The sequence below is a fragment of the Terrabacter sp. MAHUQ-38 genome (genome assembly GCF_014518425.1).
Lineage (GTDB): Bacteria > Actinomycetota > Actinomycetes > Actinomycetales > Dermatophilaceae > Terrabacter.
The window spans coordinates 790,363-812,906 of record NZ_JACVCU010000003.1 but is presented as its reverse complement, the minus strand read 5'-3'; the positions used below and the strand labels follow the sequence as shown (position 1 = coordinate 812,906).

At 71.5% G+C, this 22,544-nt stretch carries 24 protein-coding genes, 1 tRNA gene and 1 pseudogene; 19 read left to right on the top strand and 7 right to left on the bottom strand.

Going from position 1 to position 22,544, the window contains the following annotated elements:
• The first annotated feature begins 12 nt into the window (after positions 1–12).
• The 7 genes and pseudogenes from H9I49_RS14760 to xerC all read left to right on the top strand — a co-directional run bounded on the left by H9I49_RS14760 (position 13) and on the right by xerC (position 5,872).
• Positions 13–435 carry a hypothetical protein gene (locus H9I49_RS14760; RefSeq protein ID WP_188031097.1) on the top strand — a complete coding sequence of 141 codons (423 nt, stop codon included), beginning with the start codon at positions 13–15 and terminating at the stop codon, positions 433–435.
• Positions 435–2,075, top strand: coding sequence for an FtsK/SpoIIIE domain-containing protein (locus tag H9I49_RS14755; protein ID WP_188031096.1), 1,641 nt, complete (start codon positions 435–437; stop codon positions 2,073–2,075). The genes H9I49_RS14760 and H9I49_RS14755 overlap by 1 nt, the downstream gene beginning before the upstream one ends.
• A gap of 89 nt (positions 2,076–2,164) precedes the next feature.
• Positions 2,165–2,494 carry a WhiB family transcriptional regulator gene (locus H9I49_RS14750; RefSeq protein ID WP_188031095.1) on the top strand — a complete coding sequence of 110 codons (330 nt, stop codon included), beginning with the start codon at positions 2,165–2,167 and terminating at the stop codon, positions 2,492–2,494.
• Positions 2,491–2,883, top strand: coding sequence for a WhiB family transcriptional regulator (locus H9I49_RS14745; protein ID WP_188031094.1), 393 nt, complete (start codon positions 2,491–2,493; stop codon positions 2,881–2,883). The genes H9I49_RS14750 and H9I49_RS14745 overlap by 4 nt, the downstream gene beginning before the upstream one ends.
• Positions 2,880–4,509: pseudogene (locus tag H9I49_RS14740) on the top strand (replication initiator). Before H9I49_RS14745 ends, H9I49_RS14740 begins: the two are co-directional and overlap by 4 nt.
• Positions 4,509–4,706 carry a helix-turn-helix domain-containing protein gene (locus H9I49_RS14735; RefSeq protein WP_188031093.1) on the top strand — a complete coding sequence of 66 codons (198 nt, stop codon included), beginning with the start codon at positions 4,509–4,511 and terminating at the stop codon, positions 4,704–4,706. The pseudogene H9I49_RS14740 and the gene H9I49_RS14735 overlap by 1 nt, the downstream one beginning before the upstream one ends.
• Positions 4,703–5,872, top strand: coding sequence for a site-specific integrase (gene xerC, locus H9I49_RS24490; RefSeq protein WP_188031092.1), 1,170 nt, complete (start codon positions 4,703–4,705; stop codon positions 5,870–5,872). The genes H9I49_RS14735 and xerC overlap by 4 nt, the downstream gene beginning before the upstream one ends.
• Before the next feature lie 77 nt (positions 5,873–5,949).
• Here xerC and H9I49_RS14725 read toward each other — a convergent pair.
• Both H9I49_RS14725 and H9I49_RS14720 read right to left on the bottom strand, forming a co-directional pair.
• A tRNA-Pro gene (locus tag H9I49_RS14725) sits at positions 5,950–6,026 on the bottom strand.
• 170 nt (positions 6,027–6,196) lie between these two features.
• On the bottom strand, positions 6,197–7,135 hold the full coding sequence (locus H9I49_RS14720) for a metallophosphoesterase (protein WP_188031091.1): 939 nt from the start codon (positions 7,133–7,135) through the stop codon (positions 6,197–6,199).
• Between the two features lie 79 nt (positions 7,136–7,214).
• On the opposite strand from H9I49_RS14720, the gene H9I49_RS14715 reads away from it, so the two are divergent.
• Positions 7,215–7,670, top strand: coding sequence for a GatB/YqeY domain-containing protein (locus tag H9I49_RS14715; RefSeq protein ID WP_188031090.1), 456 nt, complete (start codon positions 7,215–7,217; stop codon positions 7,668–7,670).
• Between the two features lie 103 nt (positions 7,671–7,773).
• Here the strand turns inward: H9I49_RS14715 and H9I49_RS14710 are convergent, their stop codons facing one another.
• Positions 7,774–10,191, bottom strand: a complete 2,418-nt coding sequence (locus H9I49_RS14710; protein WP_188031089.1) for a transglycosylase domain-containing protein — start codon at positions 10,189–10,191, stop codon at positions 7,774–7,776.
• A gap of 288 nt (positions 10,192–10,479) precedes the next feature.
• Between H9I49_RS14710 and H9I49_RS14705 the strand changes: the two genes are divergently transcribed.
• A complete protein-coding gene (locus tag H9I49_RS14705) occupies positions 10,480–10,770 on the top strand; it encodes a WhiB family transcriptional regulator (protein ID WP_188031088.1) in 291 nt (96 codons plus the stop codon).
• A gap of 45 nt (positions 10,771–10,815) precedes the next feature.
• Here H9I49_RS14705 and H9I49_RS14700 read toward each other — a convergent pair whose 3' ends face one another.
• The 3 genes from H9I49_RS14700 to H9I49_RS14690 all read right to left on the bottom strand — a co-directional run bounded on the left by H9I49_RS14700 (position 10,816) and on the right by H9I49_RS14690 (position 13,899).
• Positions 10,816–11,991 carry an ArsA family ATPase gene (locus H9I49_RS14700; protein ID WP_370587582.1) on the bottom strand — a complete coding sequence of 392 codons (1,176 nt, stop codon included), beginning with the start codon at positions 11,989–11,991 and terminating at the stop codon, positions 10,816–10,818.
• Positions 11,988–13,025, bottom strand: coding sequence for an ArsA-related P-loop ATPase (locus H9I49_RS14695; protein ID WP_188031087.1), 1,038 nt, complete (start codon positions 13,023–13,025; stop codon positions 11,988–11,990). The genes H9I49_RS14700 and H9I49_RS14695 overlap by 4 nt, the downstream gene beginning before the upstream one ends.
• A gap of 85 nt (positions 13,026–13,110) precedes the next feature.
• Positions 13,111–13,899, bottom strand: a complete 789-nt coding sequence (locus H9I49_RS14690; RefSeq protein ID WP_188031086.1) for a S9 family peptidase — start codon at positions 13,897–13,899, stop codon at positions 13,111–13,113.
• Positions 13,900–13,972: 73 nt separating this feature from the next.
• Between H9I49_RS14690 and H9I49_RS14685 the strand changes: the two genes are divergently transcribed.
• From H9I49_RS14685 to H9I49_RS14660, 6 genes are all read left to right on the top strand, one after another.
• A complete protein-coding gene (locus tag H9I49_RS14685; RefSeq protein ID WP_142179199.1) occupies positions 13,973–14,128 on the top strand; it encodes a DUF4177 domain-containing protein in 156 nt (51 codons plus the stop codon).
• Positions 14,129–14,139: 11 nt separating this feature from the next.
• Positions 14,140–14,604, top strand: coding sequence for a RidA family protein (locus H9I49_RS14680; protein WP_188031085.1), 465 nt, complete (start codon positions 14,140–14,142; stop codon positions 14,602–14,604).
• 10 nt (positions 14,605–14,614) lie between these two features.
• The gene (locus H9I49_RS14675) at positions 14,615–15,445 is read left to right on the top strand and encodes an NUDIX hydrolase (RefSeq protein WP_188031084.1); all 831 of its coding nucleotides are present in this window, start codon (positions 14,615–14,617) and stop codon (positions 15,443–15,445) included.
• 40 nt (positions 15,446–15,485) lie between these two features.
• Positions 15,486–16,283, top strand: coding sequence for an MBL fold metallo-hydrolase (locus H9I49_RS14670; protein ID WP_188031083.1), 798 nt, complete (start codon positions 15,486–15,488; stop codon positions 16,281–16,283).
• Between the two features lie 94 nt (positions 16,284–16,377).
• A complete protein-coding gene (locus H9I49_RS14665) occupies positions 16,378–17,133 on the top strand; it encodes a M15 family metallopeptidase (RefSeq protein ID WP_188031082.1) in 756 nt (251 codons plus the stop codon).
• Positions 17,134–17,176: 43 nt separating this feature from the next.
• Positions 17,177–17,842: a nucleoside/nucleotide kinase family protein gene (locus H9I49_RS14660; protein ID WP_188031081.1), complete on the top strand. Its 666-nt coding sequence runs from the start codon at positions 17,177–17,179 to the stop codon at positions 17,840–17,842.
• A 30-nt stretch (positions 17,843–17,872) separates the two neighbouring features.
• Here H9I49_RS14660 and H9I49_RS14655 read toward each other — a convergent pair whose 3' ends face one another.
• Positions 17,873–18,550, bottom strand: a complete 678-nt coding sequence (locus tag H9I49_RS14655) for a Crp/Fnr family transcriptional regulator (RefSeq protein WP_188031080.1) — start codon at positions 18,548–18,550, stop codon at positions 17,873–17,875.
• Between the two features lie 271 nt (positions 18,551–18,821).
• On the opposite strand from H9I49_RS14655, the gene nth reads away from it, so the two are divergent.
• From nth to H9I49_RS14635, 4 genes are all read left to right on the top strand, one after another.
• Positions 18,822–19,481 carry an endonuclease III gene (nth, locus tag H9I49_RS14650; protein WP_223128782.1) on the top strand — a complete coding sequence of 220 codons (660 nt, stop codon included), beginning with the start codon at positions 18,822–18,824 and terminating at the stop codon, positions 19,479–19,481.
• A complete protein-coding gene (locus tag H9I49_RS14645) occupies positions 19,478–20,221 on the top strand; it encodes a CoA pyrophosphatase (RefSeq protein ID WP_188031079.1) in 744 nt (247 codons plus the stop codon). Before nth ends, H9I49_RS14645 begins: the two co-directional genes overlap by 4 nt.
• Positions 20,218–21,420: a MarP family serine protease gene (locus H9I49_RS14640; RefSeq protein WP_188031078.1), complete on the top strand. Its 1,203-nt coding sequence runs from the start codon at positions 20,218–20,220 to the stop codon at positions 21,418–21,420. The genes H9I49_RS14645 and H9I49_RS14640 overlap by 4 nt, the downstream gene beginning before the upstream one ends.
• 102 nt (positions 21,421–21,522) lie before the next feature.
• Positions 21,523–22,506: a CorA family divalent cation transporter gene (locus H9I49_RS14635; RefSeq protein WP_188031077.1), complete on the top strand. Its 984-nt coding sequence runs from the start codon at positions 21,523–21,525 to the stop codon at positions 22,504–22,506.
• Positions 22,507–22,544 lie beyond the last annotated feature (38 nt).

The window sequence follows — 22,544 nt, the reverse complement described above, 5'->3', positions numbered from 1 at the left end:
GGAGACACACGGATGTCGTTCTACGCGGTGGACAGCAAGCGCCAGAAGATGCTCTCGACGAGCATCGTCAACGAGGTCAAGGAGTGGGAGGAGCGGGACGGTCGGCGTCGCCCGAGCGAGACGCAGGCGCGGGATGAGGCGACGGGCATGCCGCTGTGGCAAGTCGAGGTCGTCTACCGGCAGACGTCGTTCGGTCGGGAGTCGATGGTCACGGGCGTGGTCGAGGTCGGCTGCCCGCACCGTCCGGTGGTGGCGGAGTTCGCGCCGGTCGAGTTCGTCGACCTGACGGTCGAGGCTCGCGTGAACAAGGCCGGGGCGCTGACGGAGATGTGGCGTGCGGACCGGCTGCTCGACGAGGGCAAGCCCGCCGCGGCGCCGTCGGGTCAGTCCGCCCAGTCGGCAGGCGTGTCGGCTGCTTCGAAGGGGGCGGCCTGATGAACCGGGTTCCCGCTCACGGGTGGGCGGTCATCTGGGGTGTGGTGGTATGGACGTGGCGGCACCTGCGCTGGACCGTCCTGGTCGCCGCCGTGGCGTTCGCGGTGCGAATGCTCCCGGACGGCCAGGCGCTTGCGATCCGGCTCCTCGTCATCGGCTGGTGGGTCCCAGCCGTCGTCGCGTCCGTGTGGTCCCACTGGTGGCCCACTTCCTATCAGCGGCTCATCGCGGGCCCGGCGGCACGGGTGTCGTGGATGTGGTGGGCCCGCCGCCGCTGGCCGCACCTGGCGCGGGAGTGTGGCCTGTCGGTGCACCGCGACCAACGTCCCTCGGTCGTGGACCAGGTAGTCGCCGAGGTGTCCAAGAAGCCCGCACCGCCGGCCCGGAAGGTGTGGATGCACCCGCGGCTGTGTTCGGTCACCGCGAAGGGCGTAACGCTGACAGTCACGGTCCGGGCTCGGACGGGTCAGACGGTCGACGACCTCGAGCACGCCGCGCCGGCCCTGGCCGCCGCCGCATCGGCCCGCTCGTTCCGGTTCCGGGCACTGTCGCCGTCGACAGGCGAGTACGTGCTCGTCATGGCCGACCGGCTCGGCGCCACCCGCGACGCCACCGCCCCCACCTCGAGCAGTGCCCACGTGCGGGTCGAGGCCCGGGTCGACGCGGTGCCGGTCGGTCGTCGGCAGGACGGCACCCCGTGGATGCTGCCGGTCACGGGCAGGCACACCCTCGTCGTCGGCTGCTCCGGCTCCGGGAAGGGCTCGGTCTTCTGGGGCGTCTGCGGCGGCCTGGCCCCCGCCGTCTCCGCCGGGCTCGTCCGGCTCTGGGGCGTCGACCTCAAGCGCGGCGTCGAGGTCGGCATGGGCCGCGGCCTCTTCTCCGAGGTCGCCATCACCCCCGGACAGGCCGTCGACGTCCTGACCCGGCTGCTGGCGGTGGTCGACGAGCGCGGCCGCCGGATGGCCGGCACGTCTCGGCTGCACCGGCCCACGCCGACGGAGCCGTTGCATGTGCTCGCGATCGACGAGCTCGCGGTCCTGACCGCCTACGCCGACCCGGAGACCCGGAAGGAGGCCGGGCGGCTGCTCGCCGAGGTCCTCACCCAAGGTCGCGCGCTGGGGGTCGTCGTGCTGGCGTGTGTGCAGGACCCCCGTAAGGAGGTCATCGGGCTGCGGGGCCTGTTCACCCAGACCATCGCGCTGCGGCTGCGGTCGGCGGACGAGACTCGGATGGTCCTGGGCGACGGCACCGCCGCGACCGCCCCCGCGCACCGGATCTCGTCCTCGGCACCGGGCACGGCGTGGGTCATCGAGGAAGACGGTTCCGCCGACCGGGTCCGCGCCGACTTCTGGCCCGACACCCTCGTCCGCGACATCGCCGCCCGGCACCGCGCACCCCACCCGACCCACGACACCACCGAGGCCCGCGAGCCCGTCGACCTCGGCCACGTCGACGCGATCCCCTACGTCCCCGGCGCACCCGAGGACTCGAGCGACACGGACGAGTCGACTGGGGATCCACGCCCCCGGAAGCCCCGGGCCCCGCGCAAGCCCCGGCAGCCGCGCGCCACAACGTCGGCAGCGTCGGTGACCTCGGTGCCGTCGGCCGCCGAGCGTGGGTTGGGCGGTGACGCGGCATGAGCCAGGATGCCAAACACCCAGGCGAGCCGTGGGGACACCCGCGCCCGTGGGTCGACCGCACCGGAGGACCCACCCTCGAGCAGCTGGACATGGGCCGATGGCACGACGACGGACTGTGCCGCACCGGGCCCGCGGACTGGTGGCTCTCCGACGAACCCGCCGACACCATCCGCGGCATCGAGGTCTGCCAGGACTGCCCCGTCCGGCGGCTCTGCCTCGCCTCCGCCCTCGTCTTCGGCGACCAGTGGACCATCTACGGCGGCACCACCCCGCCCCAACGCCGCGCCCTGACCCGGCGACTGCGCCGCGGCGACACCCTCGGCACAGTCCTCGCCGACACCCTCAACGACACCAACGCCCACACCGACGAGACGCTCCGCCCCTCGCATGCGCGCACGGACGTCGGTGAGGTCGCATGACCGCCCTGTCCCGCTCGGCCCGGTGGGCGGCCTTGGAGGCCGTGTGGCTCGAGGCTGCTGCCGCGTCGGCTCGTCACCCGCTCGGGGCTGTTGCGTGGCAGTCGCTCGGCTCGTGCGGCGCCCGCACCGACCTGCCCTGGATCGGCGAGCCCGAGGAGATCGGCCCGTGGGATGCCGAGTCGATGCGCTCGGTGTGCCGGGCCTGCCCCGTCCTCGCCGACTGCGCCGCCTACGTCGAGGAGGCGAATGTGTGCGCGGGCTGGTGGGCTGGCACCCACCGCGACCCCACCTACGTCGCGCCCGCTCGCCCCGGCTGGGTCAACGCCCCTGGCGCCAGCGAGGCCACGCCAGCGTGGCAGGGCGTCCTGCCGCTTGGTGGTGTCGCATGACCCGCGAACGGCGCCTGCCCAGCCGCAGCCATCAGGGTGTCACCACGGACATGGCTGTCGCCGCCGCCCAAGGCGCGGGTGTCTGCATCCGGCCGCTGCTACGCAGGGTCACCGACCGGGCCACCGGCGCCGTCTACACGGTGCCGCTGCCGTGTGGGTCGACCCGGGAGAGCGTCTGCCAGCCCTGCGCGGAGAAGGCCCGACGGCTGCGGATACACCAGTGCCGCGAGGGCTGGCACCTCACCGAGGACCCACCCCGCCCGGACCCCGTCCCAGACGAGGACCAGGACGAGGACGAGGACGAGCAGCTCGACGACGATGCCGACCTTGAGGGTGAGGAGGCCGGGGCTCGGCGGGTGCGTTCGACTCGGCACCTGTCCGGCTTGCCGGACCTGCCCACGGTCCCGGTCGAGGACCGCACCATCGGCAAGGCCTTTACCGATGAGAAGACCGGCCGCACCTACCGGCCCTCGATGTTCCTCACCTTCACGCTGCCCTCGTACGGGAGGGTCATCCCGGGCACCGGCGTCCCACGCAACCCGTCCGGCTACGACTACCGGCGCGCCGCGCTCGACGCGCTGCTGTTCCCGCGGCTGGTCGACCGGCTCTGGCAGAACCTGCGCCGCGCGGCCGGGTTCAAGGTGCAGTACTTCGCCGCGGTCGAACCTCAACGCCGGCTCGCCCCACACCTGCACGCCGCCGTCCGCGGCGCCATCCCCCGCGCGACCATCAAGGCCGTCGCCCGCGCAACCTACGCCGCGATCTGGTGGCCCTCGATCGAGCACGTCGTCTACGAAGGTGACCACCTACCCGGCTGGCACCCCGACCTCGGCGGCTACCTCGACCCCGGCACCGGAGCCGCCCTGCCCACCTGGGACGAAGCCCTCGACCGACTCGAGCGCGACGGCGAGAACACCGAGCCCATGCACGTCCTGACCTTCGGCCAGCAGGTCGACATCAAAGGCCTGCTCGGCGGCACCCCCGACAGCGACCGCGCGGTCCGGTACCTGTGCAAGTACCTGACCAAGTCCGTCGCCGAGACCTACGGCACGCCCACCGACGAGCAGGACCCCGACGAGCCAGACCCCACCGCCCTCGTCTACGCGCGGCACATCGACCGGCTGCACCGCGAAGTCCGGTGGCTGCCCTGCTCCCCAGCGTGCGCGAACTGGATCCGTTACGGCATCCAGCCCAAGGCCGCCGGCCCCGGCCTCATCCCCGGCCAAAGCGCACGACCGCGAGCACCTCGGCCTCGGCGGTCGCCGCGTCCTGGTCTCCCGGCAGTGGTCCGGCAAGACCCTCACCCAGCACCGGGCCGACCGCGCCGCCGTCGTCCGCGAGGTCCTCAACGAGGCGGGCATCGACGTCCCCGAGGCCGACCGGCTCGCCACAGACAGCCTCCACGACGACGGCCTGCCCCGGTTCGTGTGGGAAGACGTCCCCGTCCTCGAACGCGACTACACCACCGTCATCGCCGCCTCACTCCGGCAGGCACGATGCTGGCGTGAGCAGTACGAGCACGCCAAAACCATTGCCGCCCAGCTTGGTTCGCCCCCTGTGGACAGTCATTCGGCAACGACAAGATGTGCGTCGATCGGCGCGCAAACACAACGGAAGGAGCAGTGATGAAGAAGCACACAGAGGTCCAGGCCTTGGCGTATCGGGTTGAGGAAGCGGCCGAGGCGCTGCGTCTCAGCCGATCGGTCATCTACGAGCTGATCCGCTCGGGTAGGCTGCGCACGGTGAAGCAGGGGAGTCGTCGTCTGGTCCCCGTCGCCGCACTCCAGGACTACCTCGAGTCGCTGTCCGAGGACGTCGCGTGACCGAGCGCAGGTCGAAAGGTGACGGTGGCCTCCATTGGGACGGCCGGCGTCAGCGGTGGATCGCGACCGTCACGGTTGGCTATGACGGACGGGGAAAGCGCATCGTCAAGAAGGGCTCGGGCCGGACGAAGACAGAGGCCAAGCGCAAGCTGCGCGAGGTCCTCCGCGACCACGAGGACGGCATCGCTCTGGGCGATGACTCGTACACGGTGCGGCAGGCTGTCGAGGACTGGCTGGCCTTCGGACTCGGCTCGCGCGACTCGGAGACTCGCGCCGCCAACGAGAGCCTGTGTCGCAACCACGTCATCCCATTGCTCGGCGCGCGTCGCCTGCGGGACCTCACCGCGCGCGAGGTCGATGCCTGGCTGTTGGGCCTCTCCGAGAAGTTGAGCACTCGAACGCTCCGCGGCGTTCGGGCCTGTCTCGTCCGGTCGGTGAACCGGGCCATGGCCCGCGACAAGGTCAAGCGCAATGTCGTCCTGCTGTGCAGCGTCCCGACCGGTCGCCCGGGTCGTCCATCGAAGTCACTGACCACTGACCAGGCGCGCGACGTGCTGACCAAGACGGCGGGGGACTGGATGCACAACTACATCGTTGTCTCGCTGCTCACCGGGGCTCGGACCGAGGAACTGCGGGCGCTGCAGTGGCAGCACGTCCACCTCGAGGGCATGCCCCACGCCTCGCCACCGATCCCCGCGTATGTCGAGGTGTGGCGGTCGGTCCGAGCGGGAGGAGACACCAAGACGCGTAGGTCGCGCCGGACCTTGGCACTGCCATCCCGGGCGGTCGAGGCGCTCCGCCGTCAACGGGTGGAACAGGCCGAGCTACGCCTCCAAGCGGGCGAGCGTTGGACCGACCACGGCCTGGTCTTTCCTAGCAAGGTCGGGACTCCAATGGACAGGAACAACGCGCTCCGCGCCTTCCGATCTGCCTTGGTGAAAGTGCCGGGCCTCGACCCGGCCGAGTGGTCGCCGCGCGAGCTGCGGCACTCGTTCGTCTCGCTCTTGTCCGACTCTGGCGTCTCGCTGGAGGAGATCTCGCGGCTCGTCGGGCACAGCGGTACGAGCGTCACCGAGCTGGTCTACCGCCACCAGATTCGGCCGGTGCTCCAGACCGGAGCGGTCGCCATGGACTCGCTCTTCGGGACGGGCGATGCGGAACGGTAGTCACTCAGTTAGTCACTCAGCGACGGCGAAGGCCCTCCGCCAACTTCTGGCAGAGGGCCTTTGACCTGCGGAAACGCTGGTCGGGGTGACAGGATTTGAACCTGCGACCTCTTCGTCCCGAACGAAGCGCGCTACCAAGCTGCGCCACACCCCGGCGTTGCATCTGCGCCCTGGTCCGCGGACCTGAGGCAGCAAGGAGAGACTTTAGCGCAGCCCCCCGCGCATCTCCGAATCGGGCCTGCGGGGCCCCCGCGCACCGCCGATCGACGTATGCCGTCGCGCCCTCCGCGACGCATCATCTCGACCCCAGAGGCCACCCTCGGCTCAGCCGTGGGAGCGGGGGACGAGCGTCAGGAGCGTCGCCTCGGGACGGCAGGCGAGGCGTACGGGAGCCGTCGGGGCCGTGCCCAGCCCGGCCGACACCTCGAGCCAGGCGGCGTCGTCCGGGGCCTGTGACGACGGCGTCGAGCCGGCGCCCGGCCACCACCGGGAGAGTCCCTTGGCGCGCCCCGTGTCGAGGTCGCAGTTCGTCACGAGCGCGCCGTAGCCGGGCACGCAGACCTGGCCGCCGTGCGTGTGTCCCGCGACCATGAGGTCGGCGCCGTCGGCGGCGTACGCGTCGAGCACCCGCTGGTACGGCGCGTGCGTCACGCCGAGCGTCAGGTCCGCGTCGGGGGAGGCGGGCCCGCGCACGAGGTCGAGCCGGTCGTAGCCGAGGTGCGGGTCGTCGACGCCGACGACGTCGACGCGCAGGCCGCGGACGGTGAGGGTGTCGCGGCGGTTCGTCAGGTCGACCCAGCCGCCGGAACGCAGGCCGCGCACGAGCTCCGACGTGGGGAGCCGCTGCGTCGTGCCGACCTCCTTGGCATGGTTCTTCGTGAGGTAGCGGAGCGGGTTCTTCAGCTTGGGCGCGAAGTAGTCGTTGGACCCGAGCACGAAGACGCCGGGCAGCCCGAGGAGCAGCTCGTACGCGTCGAGCAGCGCCGGCACGGCGTCGTGCGCCGCGAGGTTGTCACCGGTCGTGACCACGAGGTCAGGGTCAAGGGATGCGAGGCTGTGCACCCAGGCCCGCTTCGCGCGCTGGCGTGGCAGCAGGTGCAGGTCCGACAGGTGCAGGACCCGCATCGGCTCAGCGCCCTCCGGGAGCACCGGCACGTGGAATCGGCGCAGCACGAAGGCGTTCCGCTCGACGAGCGAGGCCCAGCCGAGCACACCGGCGCCGGCGACCCCGAGGCCCAGGACGGTCTTGGTCACGGCACGCATGGACCCCATCCTCGCATCCCGTCCCGACGGGCCGACCACGCCGGCGAGGGGCGCGTCGACGACCTGACAGACTTGCCCCATGAGCACCCTCAAGCAGCAGCTGCAGGCCGACCTCACGTCCGCGATGCGCGAGCGGGACCAGGTCCGCGCCGGTTCGCTGCGGATGGCCCTCACCGCTGTCACCACCGAGGAGGTTGCGGGCAAGGAGCACCGCGAGCTCACCGACGACGACGTGCTCAAGGTCCTTACCAAGGAGGCCAAGAAGCGCCGCGAGGCCGCCGAGGCGTACACCGGCGCCGGTCGCGGCGAGCTCGCCGCCAAGGAGGAGGCAGAGCTCGCCGTCCTCGAGACCTACCTTCCGAAGCAGCTCGGCGACGACGAGCTCGAGGCGATCGTCCGCGAGGCCGTCACGGCCTCCGGCGCCACCGGCATGCCGCAGATGGGCCTCGCGATGAAGGCCGCCAATGCTGCTGTCGCGGGCCGCGCCGAGGGCGGCCGGGTCGCCGGGATCGTGCGCCGCGTCCTCGCCGGCTGAGCCAGCCGCCCGGAGGCGCGGGCCACGTGCCCCGGCCATACGGCATACCCCGGAGTGACCGAAGGGCCGACGCTCGTGCGTCGGCCCTTCGTCGTCTGCTGGGTCAGCCGCGCCCTGGCGGCTTCGTTGGCTTGCCGTTGGGTTTGGTGTCCCCGGTCCCACCGCCACCGCCACCGTCCTGGGTGGTCTGGGGCGCAGGCTGCTGCTGGCGGCCACTACCGCCGCGCGAAGTGTAGATCGTGACGAAGCTGCCGCTGGGGGCGCGGCCGTAGGGAGAGGTGCCGGCCACGAGGCCGTTCGGCACGGACGAGCTCATCGTGCCGCCGACGCCCGCGGAGAAACCGGCCGCCTGCAGGGTCGCCATGGCGTCGGAGACCGACATGCCCGTGACGCTCGGGACGTCGACCTCGTCGCCCTTGAGAAGCTTGTCGGAAGGCTCCTTGAACTTGATCTCGGGCTCGCCGTCGAGGGCCTTGTTCATGATGCCCTTCCAGATCGGCGCGGCGATCTTCGCGCCGTGCATGACGTCGACGAACCGGTCGCCGATGCGGAGGTTCTTCATGACGCGCTTGTTGCCGTCGTCGGGCGTGCCGACCCAGACCGCGGTCGCGAGCTGCGGGGTGTAGCCGACGAACCACGACTCGTTGTTGGCGTTGGCCGTACCGGTCTTGCCGGCCGACTCGCGCTTGCCGTCGTCGAGCTGGTTGAGGATGCCCGAGCCGTGCGTCATGTTGTACTCGAGGAACTTGTCGGTGGCGCGGACGGCGTCGGGGTCGACCACCTGCTCGCACTTCGTGGCCGGCAGCGCGATGTTCCTGCTGCCCTGCGTGATCTTCGTGACGGCTACGACCGGGCACTTCTTGCCGTCGGACGCCAGCGTCCCGTACGCCTGGGCGACGCCCTGCGGCGAGACCTCGGTGGCGCCGAGGATGTACGCGGGCGCGTACGGCGGGATCTCGCCGCCGTCGGCGCGGTGCAGCCCGAGGCGCATGACGGTGTCGCGCACCTTGCAGCCGCCGAGCTGCTCGGCGAGCGCGATGAACGCGGTGTTGGTCGACTTGGCCGTCGCCTGCATCAGGGAGATCTTGCCGCCCCCGAACGGACTGTCGTTGTAGACCTTCCACGTGCCACCGGGGCCGCAGCCCTTCTTGATGCCGCCCGGCCACTCGTCTGGCGTATAGGTCGCCTGGGAGTTGCCGCCCGCAGCCTTGGCCGTGACGCTGGACTTGGTGTTCATGCCCGACTCCATGGCGGTCACGAGCGCGAACGCCTTGGCCGTCGAGCCGAACTGGAAGCCGCTCGAGCCGCCGTACTTCTTGTCGAGGGCCCAGTTCACGCCGGTCTTGCCGAGCGACTGCTTGCCGACGGTGTACTCGGTGTTCTGGGCGAACGCGAGCACCTTGCCCGTGCCGGGCTCTGTGACGTATGCCGCGGCGCCGACCTCCGACTTGTCGCCGATCGGGACGTTCTTGGTCACCTCGCGCTGGGCGATCTTCTGGATGCGCGGGTCGAGCGTCGTCGTGATCGTGATGCCGCCGCGGTACAGCTTGCGCCTGCGCTCCTCGACCGTCTTGCCGAGCTGGGGCATCGTCATCGCGTAGTTGATGATGAAGTCGCACCAGTACGGGTAGGGCGAGGCGAGGCACGTGCTCTTGGGCTGCTGGACGCGCATGTCCTGCTTGAGGGTGCGCTTCTTGGCGGCCTGCCACTGCTTGTCGGTGATCCTGCCGAGCTCGTGCATGCGGTCGAGCACGACGTTGCGTCGTGCCACCGCCTTCTGCGGGTTGTTGACCGGGTCCGTCGTGCCGGGGTTCTGCGTGAGGCCGGCGAGCAGCGCGGCCTGCGAGAGGCTCAGCTTGTCGGCGTGGACGCTGAAGTAGTGCTGCGCCGCGGCCTCGACGCCGTACGCGCGGTCGCCGTAGTACACGAGGTTGAGGTAGCCCTCGAGGATCTGGTCCTTCGTCAGCTTCTTCTCCAGCGTGATCGCGTACTTCAGCTCCTTGAGCTTGCGCATGTAGTCCTTCTTGATCGCCTCGGCGGCGGCCTCCTTGTCGCCGGCGCTCAGGGCGGAGTACTGCAGCGAGATCTTCACGTACTGCTGGGTGAGCGAGGAGGCGCCGACCGACGAGCCGTTGCGCAGGTTGGAGATGATCGCGCGCATCGTGCCCTGGATGTCGATGCCGCCGTGGTCGTAGAAGCGGTGGTCCTCGATCGCGATCTGCGCCTCGCGCATGATCGGGGCGATCTTGTTGAGCGGGACGATCGTGCGGTTCTGCTCCTGCGGCGTCGCGATGACGGTGCCGTCGGCCGCGAGGATCCGCGAGGTCTGCGCGAGCGGGTCGGTCGTGAACTCGCTCGGGAGCTCGTTGAAGACGTCGACACCGCTGCGGGCGAGGGCGCCGGTCGCACCCACCGCGGGCATCACGAGCCCGGCTGCGAGGAGCCCGAGCACGAGCGCGGACGCGAGGAACGCGCCGAGCAGGCTGATGACCCCACCGATCGACGTAGTGCGTGAAGACATGGCGCAAGGGTAACCGCTCACCCTATGGTCACCGGTTCTGCGCACGCACCCGGCCCCGCACACGCCGTGCGGCGCCTCGGCTGACCATGACAACGATGTCGAAGTGACTAGTCACCCGTTCAACGAAATGGTCCATAGAGGCTATGTCGGACCGGCGCTGACGCTCGTAATGTCTCGTTTGGGCCTTAGGGGGGCCCACTTGATCTGGACCGGTGGGACGGTCCGTGATCGGTCCGGATGTCAAGGGAGGCGCCGGGCGGGGAGGGGTAGGTAATGAGTGCTGTCGTAATGGTGGACCCGTGGGTGGACGAGTGGGCCAGCCTGGCTCGCTGTTCCGGCCAGGACCCGGACGCACTGTTTGTCAGGGGTAAGGCACAGCACGACGCGAAGGCCGTCTGCAAGACGTGTCCGGTTCTCGCGCAGTGTCTGGCCGAGGCCCTCGACAACAGGACGGAGTTCGGTGTCTGGGGTGGTATGACCGAGCGTGAGCGCCGGGCGCTGCTTCGAAAGCGGCCTGACATCACGTCGTGGAAGTCGGCCCTGAAGGCCGGCATGGCCTCACAGGCCAAGAGCGACTGAGACGTCGTACACACGCAAACGGGGCCGTGAGCACCTGAGGGTGCGTCACGACCCCGCAAGCGCGCTTCCGACCTGACGAAGTCCGTCGAGGTCGTGCACGTCGCGTCCGAGCGCGGGAACCTGCACCACGGGTATGCCGGGGTGGGACCGGGAGAAGCGTTCGGCGAGCTCGCGCTGTCGTTCCGCCGTGCGGACGAGCGTCGCGTGCAGCCGCAGGAGTCCGGCCGCGTTGGTCGCGGACTTCGGGCCGCCGCCGTCCTCGAGCGACTCGGCGGCGGCGAGAGCGCGCGACGGCGTGATGCCCGTCGCCGAGACGCGTCCGATGCGGTTGACGACGAGTCCGGCGAGCGGCATGCCGTCGGCCTCGAGACGCTCGACGAAGTAGGACGCCTCGCGCAGCGCGTCGCGTTCGGGCGCCGCGACGACGAGGAAGGCCGTGCCCTTCTCGGAGAGCAGCCGGTAGGTCTCGTCGGCGCGTTCCCGGAACCCGCCGAACATCGTGTCGAGCGCGTTGACGAAGGTCTGGACGTCGGTGAGCATCTGGCCGCCGAGGATCTTCGCCATCGTCGACGTCATGAGGTGCACGCCGACCCCGAAGACCTTGAGGCCGGCGCGGCCGCCCGCCTTGGCGGGTGCGGCGAGGAGTCGGATGAAGCGTCCGTCGAGGAAGCTGCCGAGCCGGTTCGGGGCATCGAGGAAGTCGAGCGCCGACCTCGACGGCGGGGTGTCGACGACGATCAGGTCCCATGGCGCGTCCGCAGTACCGGCCGTCGCCTTGAGCTGGCCCAGCTTCTCCATCGCCATGTACTCCTGCGTGCCGGCGAAGGAGCTGCTGACCGCCTGGTAGAAGGGGTTGGCGAGGATCTGCTCTGCCTTGTCGGGCTCGGCGTGGGCGATGACGACCTCGTCGAAGGTCCGCTTCATGTCGAGCATCATCGCGTGGAGGCTGCCGCCCCTCGACGTGTCGATGTCGGTGACCGGCAGCGGCGTGTTGTCCAGCTCGGTGAGGCCGAGCGACTGGGCGAGGCGGCGGGCCGGGTCGATGGTCAGCACGACGACCCTGCGGCCGGACTCGGCGGCGCGCAGCCCGAGCGCGGCGGCGGTCGTCGTCTTGCCGACCCCGCCCGAGCCGCAGCACACGACGATCTCGGTCGCGGGGTCGTCGATGAGCGCGTCGACGTCGAGCGCCGGGGCCCGGCGCGCGATCGGACCGGCGCTCACGCGTCGACCCGATCAGTGGCCTCGGGCGCGAAGAGCGGCAGGAGCAGGTCGGCGAGCTCACGGACCGAGCCGGAGTCGACGCCGCCGGGCAGCGCCGGGAGCTGGACGATCGGCAGGCCGGTGGCCTCGAGCAGGGCGAGCTGCTCGCGTTCGAGGTCGACGCGCTGGGCGTGGTCGCGCGCCTCGTCGAGCAAGCCGGCCACCAGCTCGGGTGTCACCTTGACGCCGACCTCGGCGAGCTGGGTGCGCAGCGACGGCTTGTGCAGCCTGCCCTGGCGCGCCTGGTCGAGGGCCGTGTCGTCGAGCAGCGGCTCACGCACCATGTTGACGACGATCGCACCCGGGTGCAGGCCCTTGGCGTGCAGCTCGTCGATGGACTCGAGGGTCTCCTGCACCGGCATGTCCTCGAGGAGGGTCACGAGGTGGACGACCGTCTGGCCGGACTTGAGCAGGCGGGTGATCGCCTCGGCCTGCGAGTGGATCGGCCCGACCCGAGCGAGGTCGGCAACCTCGGCGTTGACCGAGAGGAACCGGCCGATCCGGCCGGTCGGTGGGGCGTCGAGGACCAGCGCGTCGTACGCCGGGGCGGCGTCGCCCTTGTGCCGGCCGTCCCTGCGGCGGCGGTTGGCCTCGTAGATCTTGCCGATGAGCAACACGTCGCGGACGCCGGGCGCGATGGTCGTCGCGAAGTCGATGGCCCCGAACTTCTCGAGCAGCCGACCGGCGCGGCCGAGCTTGTAGAACAGCTGGAGGTACTCCAGCAGTGCCGCCTTGGGCTCGACCGACAGGCCGACGACCTCGCCGCCACCGGGCAGGCGGACGATACGCGTCTCGTCGGTGCCGAGCGGCGGCACGTCGAACGTCTGGCTGATGCCCTGCCGGCCCTCCACCTCGCTGAGCAGCACGTGGGCCGGTGCCGACGCGAGCGCGAGGGCGAGCGCCGAGGCGACGGTGGTCTTGCCCGTGCCGCCCTTGCCCGTGACGACGTGCAGCCGCGCTCGTGCCCAGGTCGGGTCGATGCGGCCGGTCGTCACCCTGCCACCCTATTGCCACGCAAATGCGGAGCGGCTGGGCGGGCGGCCCCGTCCTTCAGCCCCCCGTCCCTTCAGCCCTCGTCCTTCAGCCGGTCCTCGCGAGCGACCGGACGGCCGCGAGGACGCGGTCGAAGGCATCCGAGTCGGGGTCGATGACGGCGAAGTGGTCGGCGCCCTCGACGACCACCTCGGTGACGTCGCCGCCGGCGGCCGTCGCCCTCGAGACGTAGTCGTCGGATACACCGAGCGGCACGGTGTCGTCGTCGGCGCCGTTGACGAGCCGCACGGGAACCGTCGGCGGCAGGCTGCTCATCGGGTCGGCCGACGTCCAGGCCGGTGTGCCCGGCCCCGAGCCGACGAAGTCGCGCGTCGCGTCGTCGCCGAGGTGCAAGCGGTCCGCGGCCCCCAGGTCCACGACCCCGGCGAGCGACACGACGCCGGCGATGCGCCGGTCCCGGGCCCAGGGTTGGCCGGCCACCCACGTGACGAGGTGCCCGCCGGCCGAGTGTCCGACGAGGACGAGCGGCTTCGGCAGGTCGTCCCGGGCAGACACCGACGCGAGGAGGTCGCGCACGTCGTCGAGGGTGCCGGGGACGCCGCCCCCCGGCATACCGACGCGGCGGTACTCGGCGAGCACGACGTGGAAGCCGGTGTCCGCAAAGGCCTGCGCCTCGGGCAGCGCGTGCTGGCGGTCGTACGCCGCCCGCCAGAATCCGCCGTGGACGACGACCACCGTGCCCGTCGCCGCCGGAGCACCCGCTGCCGGGGTGAGGACGTCGTAGACCTGCGCCGGGTCGGACCCGTAGGACCGTGTGCCCGCGCCCGCCGGCGGCGGCGGGGTGCTCGGGCCGGTGCCGCTCGTCCCGCTGGTCATGGGCGTCATCGTGTCAGCAGTGCCACTCCCGCACGCCGCGAGGGCCGCCGACCCACTGAGTAGGGTGATGGCCATGACCCAGTGGGAATACCTCACCGCACCGCTTCTGATCCACAACACCAAGCAGATCCTCGACAACTTCGGGGCGGACGGGTGGGAGCTCGTCCAGATCGTCAACGGCCCGGACGGCACGAGCCTAGTCGCCTACTTCAAGCGCCCGAAGTCCTGAGGAGCCTGCTCATGTCTGCTGTCGAAGACCGCCTGTCCGAGCTCGGCCTCACCGTGCCCGAGGTCGTGCCGCCCGTTGCCGCCTACATCCCCGTCGTCCGGGAGGGCGACCTGGTCTTCACGTCGGGCCAGCTGCCGATGGTCGACGGTGCGCTCGCTGCGTCCGGCAAGGTCGGCGCCGAGGTCGACGCCGAGACCGCCAAGGCGCTCGCGGCGACCTGTGCGCTCAACGCGATCGCCGCCATCAAGTCCGAGGTCGGTGACCTCGACACCGTCTCGCGAGTCGTCAAGGTCGTCGGCTTCGTCGCGTCCGACCCCTCGTTCACCGGCCAGCCCGGCGTGATCAACGGCGCGAGCGAGCTGCTCGCGAAGGCCTTCGGGGACAAGGGGATCCACGCCCGCTCGGCCGTCGGCGTGGCCGCCTTGCCGCTCGACGCGCCGGTCGAGGTCGAGGTCATCGTCTCCGTCGCCCACTGATCGGGTCGCCGTGGGTCGCCAGTTCCCCCTGACCACCACACCGGGCATCTCCGACGCGGCCACCCGCTGGCTCGCCGGCGAGCGCTGGGAGGAGGCCGAGCCACGCCGGGCGAGCACCGTCATGCTGGTGCGCGACGCAGCGACCGGCCCCGAGGTCTTCATGCTGCGGCGCGTCTCCGAGATGGCGTTCGCCCCGAGCATGATGGTCTTCCCCGGCGGCGGCGTCGACGAGCGCGACGGCGAGGTCGGGCTCCCCTGGGCGGGGCCGTCGCCGTTCGAGTGGGCCGAGCGGCTCGACTGCTCACCCGCCGAGGCACAGATGTACGTCGCCGCCGCGATCCGCGAGCTCCTCGAGGAGTGCGGCGTGCTGCTCGCGGGCCCGTCGGCGAGCGGCCCGCTCGCCCGGGTCGACGACCCCGAGTGGGTCGACATCCGGCGTGCGCTCGTCGAGCGCAGGATCGCCCTCGCCGACGTGCTCCGCGACAAGGGCCTCGTGCTGCGCTCGGACCTCATCGTCGCGAAGGCGCACTGGGTGACGCCGGTCTTCGAGCCCCGCCGCTACGACACGTGGTTCTTCGCCGCGCTCATGCCACCGTTCCAGGTCGCCGATGGCGAGACCACCGAGGCCGACCAGGCAACCTGGGTCGTGCCGTCCGAGCTGCTCAAGGCGTATGCCGCCGGCACCGCCCTCATGCTCCCTCCGACCGTCATCTGCGTGGAGGAGATCCGCGACGCGCCTTCCGCCGCAGACGTCGTCGTCCACAGCGAGTTCCTGCCCCTCGTCATGCCGGAGGTCGTCAGCGGCCCCACCGGCGCTGCCATGGAGATCGTGCAGCGATGAGGGGCAGGCCGTCGTCGGTCGCCGTCGGGAACGGGCGGCCGTGAACGGCGCGACGGCCGACCCGGGCTGGACCGGCGGCGTCACGAGCGAGCGCGCCGAGTGCGTGCTGTGCCCGAACCCCTCGCCGATGACGCTCGACGGGACGAACACCTGGCTGCTCACCGAGCCCGGCTCCGACGAGGTCGTCGTCGTCGACCCCGGACCACTCGACGAGGGCCACCTGCAGCACGTGCTCGACCGCGTGTCCGAGACCGGCCGACGCGTCGCGCTCACGCTCCTCACCCACGGCCACGACGACCACGCCGAGAGCGCCGACCGCTTCCACGAGCTGACCGGCGCGCCGGTGCGGGCGTTCGGCCGCGGCCACGACGACCTCTGGGCCGGCGAGACGATCGTCGTCGGCGGCCTCGAGATCCTCGCCGTCGAGACGCCGGGCCACACGAGCGACTCCTACTCCTTCGTGCTGCCGGCCGACAACACCCTGCTGACGGGCGACACGATCCTCGGCCGCGGCACGACCGTGGTCGCCTGGCCCGACGGCAGCCTCGAGGCCTACCTCGCCTCGCTCGACCGCATCGAGGCGCTGACGCGGGCCGGCACCGTCACGAGCCTGCTCCCGGGGCACGGACCTTTCGTCGCCGACGCCGCCGCCACCGTGACCTTCTACCTCGAGCATCGTGCCGAACGGCTCGACCAGGTCCGGCAGGCGCTCGCCCGAGGTGCGCACACGGCATACGACGTCGTCGAGACGGTGTACGCCGACGTGCCGCGGAGCGTCTGGCCCGCGGCCGAGCTGTCGGTGCAGGCGCAGCTGGAGTACCTCCGAACGCACCCGTGACGTCCGGCTTCGAGATGCGGGGACCCGAGCGGGCCGTAAGGGTGAAAGGGCTCCGGCCGACCGGCCGGGCACCATTCACACGGACAGGGAAACCATGCGTGGTCACCGAATCCTCAGAGCACTACTGATCTTCGTCCTCGCTTCGGCAGGGCTCACCGCCGGCGCGGTGACGGTGTCGGCACCAGCCGCGCACGCCGACGAGTGCTACACGTGGAGCAGGACGCTCAGCTCGGGCACCAGCGGCTCCGACGTCGCCGAGCTGCAGATCCGCGTCGCCGGCTGGGCCGGCTACGGGGTCAACATGGCGGTCGACGGATCCTTCGGCGCGCAGACCCAGACGGCGGTGCGCAGCTTCCAGAGCGCGTACGGCCTCGGGGCCGACGGGGTGGCCGGACCCGCGACGTACTCCAAGCTCTACGAGCTGCAGGACCCCGACTGCACGCCGCTCCACTTCTCGTACGCCGAGGCGAGCGAGAACTGCGGCCGCGGACTCAACGGCAACGGCTCGGTCTCGCTCGCGACCGCCCGCGAGAACCTCAAGCGCGTCATGTGGCGGGCCGAGGCGCTGCGCCACCGCATGGGCGACCACCCCATGCGCGTCACGTCGGGCTTCCGCGACAAGGCGTGCGACGCCGCGGTCGGTGGGTCCGGCTCGGGGCAGCACACCTACGGCACGGCGCTCGACCTCGTGCCGGCCGACGGGGGCACGACCTTGTGCGGCATCGCGCAGAGCGCCCGCTACGCCGGCATGGGCGGCATCTTCGGTCCCGGCTACCCGGGCCACTCCGACCACACGCACGTCGACATCCGCGCGGGACGGACCTGGAGCGCGTCGCAGTGCGGCATCTGAGCACCTGACGCCCCTCGACCCGAGTCTGGGCGAGACTGGGGCGATGACCGTCACCGTAGGCCTCGAGCAGCTCGTCGCGGCGGCCGTCGACCTCGTCGGCGACCGCCGCCGGGCCGTGCTCGGCATCGCCGGCGTGCCCGGCGCGGGCAAGTCGACCCTCGCGGACGCCGTCGTGGCCGGGGTCGCGGCCGCCCACGGCGAGGACTGGGTGGCCCACGTCCCCATGGACGGCTTCCACCTCGCCGACGTGCAGCTCGAGCGGCTCGGCTCGCGGGACCGCAAGGGTGCGCCGGACACGTTCGACGCCGACGGCTACGCGCACCTGCTGCGCCGGCTCGTCGAGGAGCCCGACAGCTGGGTCTACGCGCCGGGCTTCGAGCGGACGCTCGAGCAGCCGATCGCCGCCGCCATGGTCGTGCCGCCGAGCGCGCGCCTCGTCGTCACCGAGGGCAACTACCTCCTGCTGCCCGAGCCGAGGTGGCAGGCGGCGCGCGCCCGGCTCGACGAGGTCTGGTACGTCACCGGCGACGACGACCTGCGCCGGGCCCGGCTCGTCGAGCGCCATGTCACGTTCGGCAAGGAGCCGACCGCAGCGGCGACCTGGGTGGAGCAGACCGACGAGGTCAACGCCGCGCTCGTGGCGTCGGCCGCGTCGGCCGCTGACCGTGTCGTCGTCAACGGCGCGGCCGGCTGGTCCTTCAGCCGTTGAGGGCCGCGCGTCCGCGCGTCCGCGGGTGCCTCAGCGGGCTCGGCGCTTGAGCCGCTCGACGTCCTGGAGCAGGACGGCACGGGCCTCGAGCCTCAGCCAGCCGCGGGTCGCGAAGTCGGCGAGCGCCTTGTTGACCGTCTCGCGGGAGGCGCCGACGAGCTGCGCCAGCTCCTCCTGGGTCAGGTCGTGGCTGACCATGATGCCGCCCTCGACAGGTCGGCCGAAGCGCTCGGACAGGTCGAGCAGGGCCTTGGCCACGCGGCCGGGGACGTCGGTGAAGACGAGGTCGGCGAGGTGCGCGTTGGTGCGGCGCAGCCGCTGCGCGAGGGCTGCGAGGAGGGCCTTGGAGACCTCCGGGCGACCGGACAGCAGGCCGGTCAGCGACTCGTTGCCGAGGCCGAGCAGCTGGGTCTCGGCGACGGCGGTGGCCGTCATGGTGCGCGGCCCCGGGTCGAAGAGGCTGAGCTCGCCGAACATCTCGCCCGGGCCGAGGATGGCGACGAGGTTCTCGCGACCGTCGGGGCTCGTGCGCCCGAGCTTGATCTTGCCCTCCGCGATGACGTAGAGCGTGTCGCCCCGGTCACCCTCGTGGAAGAGCACGTCGCCGCGCTCCATGTGCGATCGGCTCATCTCCGACTGCAGCGCCGAGGCCGCCTCGTCGTCGAGTGCCTTGAACAGGGGCGCGCGCCTCACCACGTCGAGATCCACGGGGTCAGTGTGCCACGTCCGGTATGCGGTCGCCCTGCCACGGGACGCAACGTCCGTCACGTTCCTGGGGGTTGCGTCCTTCCTCACCTCGCTGGCCTTCTTCCTCCTCACGGAACCGGCACGCCGCCCGTCGGGGCCGGTCTGACCAGCCCACGCGGCGGAGGTCGCCCGGCGAACGACAGGGGGGCGGCATACAGTGTCGTGCGTGTCCCCTCGAGCCCTCGTGACCGACGATGAGACGCCGATCTCGCGCACGCGCCGCGCCCGCAAGATGTACCGCGCGCTCCACGAGCGCTACCCGTACGCCCACTGCGAGCTCGACTTCACCAGCCCGCTCGAGCTGCTCGTCGCGACCATCCTGTCGGCGCAGACGACCGACGTCGGGGTCAACAAGGTGACGCCGATCGTCTTCGCGAAGTACCGCACGGCCGCCGACTACGCGAACGCCGACCGCGGCGAGCTCGAGACGATCATCCAGCCGACCGGCTTCTACCGGGCCAAGACCGACGCGCTCATCAAGCTCGGGATGGCCCTCGTCGAGAACTTCGACGGCGAGGTGCCTCCGCGGCTCAAGGACCTCGTGACCTTGCCCGGCGTGGGCCGCAAGACGGCGAACGTCGTGCTGGGCAACGCGTTCGACATCCCCGGCATCACGGTCGACACCCACTTCGGGCGGCTCGTGCGCCGCTTCGGCTGGACCGAGGAGGAGGACCCGGTCAAGGTCGAGCACGCGATCGGCCGGCTCTTCATGCGCAAGGACTGGACGATGCTCAGCCACGTCGTCATCTTCCATGGACGGCGGACCTGCCACGCGAAGAAGCCGGCCTGCGGTGCGTGCCCGGTCGCGCGCTGGTGCCCCAGCTACGGAGTGGGAGAGACCGACCCCGCGAAGGCGGCGAAGCTCCTGAAGTACGAGCTGGCACCGAAGTGACGAAGGTGGTCAGCGGCATCGCGTATGCCGGCAGGTCGGGTTCCATCGAGCCGTCGCCGTCGCTCGGGGCCGGGCCAGCGCCGCGGCCGGCGTGGGTCGCCGAGCTCTCCGAGCGCCTCGAACGCGTTGAGCCCGAGTGGTTCTCGCGCTTCCTGCCACCGGAGGAGGGCGGCCGTGAGTCTGCCGTCCTCATCCTCTTCGGTCCCCCTCCCGCGGGCGCCGAGGACAGCGGTGAGCACGTCGTGCTCATCGAGCGCTCGCACACGATGCGGACGCAGCCCGCCCAGATCGCCTTCCCCGGCGGCGCGCGCGACCCCGAGGACGTCGACCTCGTCGCGACGGCCCTGCGCGAGGCGCACGAGGAGACCGGCGTCGACCCGGCCGGCGTCGAGGTCATCGCACAGCTGCCCTCGCTGTTCCTGCCACCGTCGCAGTTCGTCGTGGCGCCCGTGCTCGGCTGGTGGGCGCACCCGTCGCCGCTCGTGGTCCGCGACCCGGCCGAGGTGCATGACGTGCTCTCGGTCCCCGTGTCACACCTCGTCGCGCCGACGACGCGCTTCTCGGTGACGCACCCGTCCGGCTACGTCGGGCCGGGCTTCGACCTCGACCACCTGGTCCTGTGGGGCTTCACCGCCGGGCTCATCAGCAGCGTGCTGGAGCTCGGCGGCCTGTCCCAGCCGTGGGACGCCGACGTCATGCGGCCGCTGCCCGAGCGCTACCTCGGAGGGCGGCGCGGATGAGCGGCAGCATCCTGCTCGACATCGCCCTGGTCCTGCTGCTCCTCACCTACGGGTTCTCCGGCTACCGCCAAGGCCTCATCCAGAGCGTCTTCTCGCTCGTCGGCTTCTTCGCGTTCGCGATGTTCGCCGTGTGGCAGCTGCCCCAGATGCTCGCGCGCTGGCCCGCCGTCACCGACAACGACCGCACCCGCATCCTCGTGCTCATCGTCGGGGTCGTCGGGTTCGGCTGGCTCGGACAGTTCCTCGGCAGCCTCCTCGGCGCGCAGATCCGCAGGCGCGTCGGGCAGACGTCGCTCCGGCGGGCCGACTCGGTGCTGGGCGCGATCGTCGTGGCGCTCGCGGCGAGCCTCATCGTCTGGTTCATCGGCGGAGCCCTGCGCACGGCCGGCAACCCGACGCTCTCGAGGGCCATGGCCGACTCGAAGGTCATGCAGATCGTCAACACCATCGTCCCGGAGGAGACGGGGCAGGTCTTCGCGAGCTTCCGTGGTTTCCTGTCGAGCCAAGGCTTCCCGCAGGTCTTCGGCGGGCTCGCCCCCGAGCCCATCACGCCGGTGCAGGACCCCGACCCCGCCGTCGCGCGATCGCAGGCGATCCGCGCGGCCGGCCGCTCGGTCGTCAAGGTGACCACGCAGTCGGAGTCGTGCCAGCGCGGTCAGGAGGGGACCGGCTGGGTGCTGACGCCGGGCCGGATCGTCACGAACGCCCACGTCGTCGCCGGCGCCGACGAGGTGCGTGTCCAGGGCAGCGACCAGACGCTGCGCGCCCGCGTCGTCATCTTCGACCCCCGCCGCGACCTCGCCGTGCTCGACGTGCCGGGCCTGCTCGCGCCGGCCCTCCAGCTCGGCGGCGACGTCACGCGTGGTGACTCCGCGGCCGTGCCGGGCTTCCCGCTCGACGGGCCCTACCGCGTCGTGTCGGCCCGGGTGCGCGCCGAGCTCGATGCACGCGGCCTCGACATCTACGGCCGTGAGCGCGTCGTCCGCGAGATCTACTCGCTCGCCACCGTCGTCCAGCCGGGCAACTCCGGAGGCCCCCTGCTCGACACCGACGGCCGCGTCGTCGGCGTCATCTTCGCCAAGTCGCTCGAGGACGACATGACCGGCTACGCGCTGACCCTCAGCGAGGTGAAACCGGTCCTCGACGCGGCCGCGTCCGCGGGCGCCGCGGTCGACACCGGCGCGTGCGTCGCCGGTTGACGGTGTTCGACCGGTCGTAGACGGTGGCTGAGCGCCGCTGCCGTCGGGCCTGTGCCGCGCGGGTTGCGGGCCTGCGCGCGCCCCTGGTGCCAGAGTGGGGCCATGCAGGTGTCGTTCGTCACCGCCGACGGGATCACCGACCACCCGGTCGACGCCATCGACGGGCTGCTCGCGCGCACCGACGGCTACGTGTGGATCGACGTGCCCGACTACGACGCGGAGGCCGACGCACTGCTTGCCGACCGGCTCCACGCCCACGCGCTCGTCCGCCAGCACTGCGCCGAGCGCAACTTCGTGCCGACCGTCCACGCCTACGAGCAGCACCTCTTCGTCATCCTCCACGCGCCCCTCACGGGCACGGGCGGCCACGTCCACGTGCTCGAGCTCGACGAGATCGTCAGCGACCGCTACCTCGTCACCGTCCACGGCCCGCGCAACCCGATCGTCACGCCCGAGCAGGCGACCGAGGAGACGCGCGCCGTCCGGGCACGCATCGCCGCCGGGCGGTTGCGGCCCGCGAGCCCGCACGACCTCGCGTACGCCATCGGCTCGGCCGTCGCCCGCCGCCAGAGTGCCGCGGTGCGCGAGGTCGCGAGCCGCCTGCCCGCCATGGAGGCCAAGGTCATGGCGGCCGACTTCCACAAGCCGGAGGAGCTGCTCGAGCAGCTCTTCCTCATGCGGCACGAGCTCATGACGGCGCGGACCATGGCCGCGCAGGGCCACGACATCCAGGCCCGGATCACCTTCCTCGAGGGATACGTCCCCGAGGAGGCGCGCCGCCGCGCGTCCGACCTGGCCGACCAGTTCGAGCGCGTCCGCAGCCTCGGCGACGGCGAGGTGCAGTTCCTCGTCGGCGTCATCGACCTCTACCAGACGCGCGTGACGACGAAGATGACCGTGGCCATGGAGCGGCTTGCTGTCATCGCCGCCATCACGCTGCCCGTCACCGCCATCGCGTCCGTCTACGGGATGAACCTCATCGTCAACGACGAGACGCACGTGCCGCAGCTGCTCCTCGTCCTCGGCGTCATGCTCGGCATCAGCCTGACCCTGCTGCGGTGGGCGAAGCGGCAGGGCTGGTGGTGAGCGGCCTGCACGACGCCCGGTGACGGCATCCGACTCCA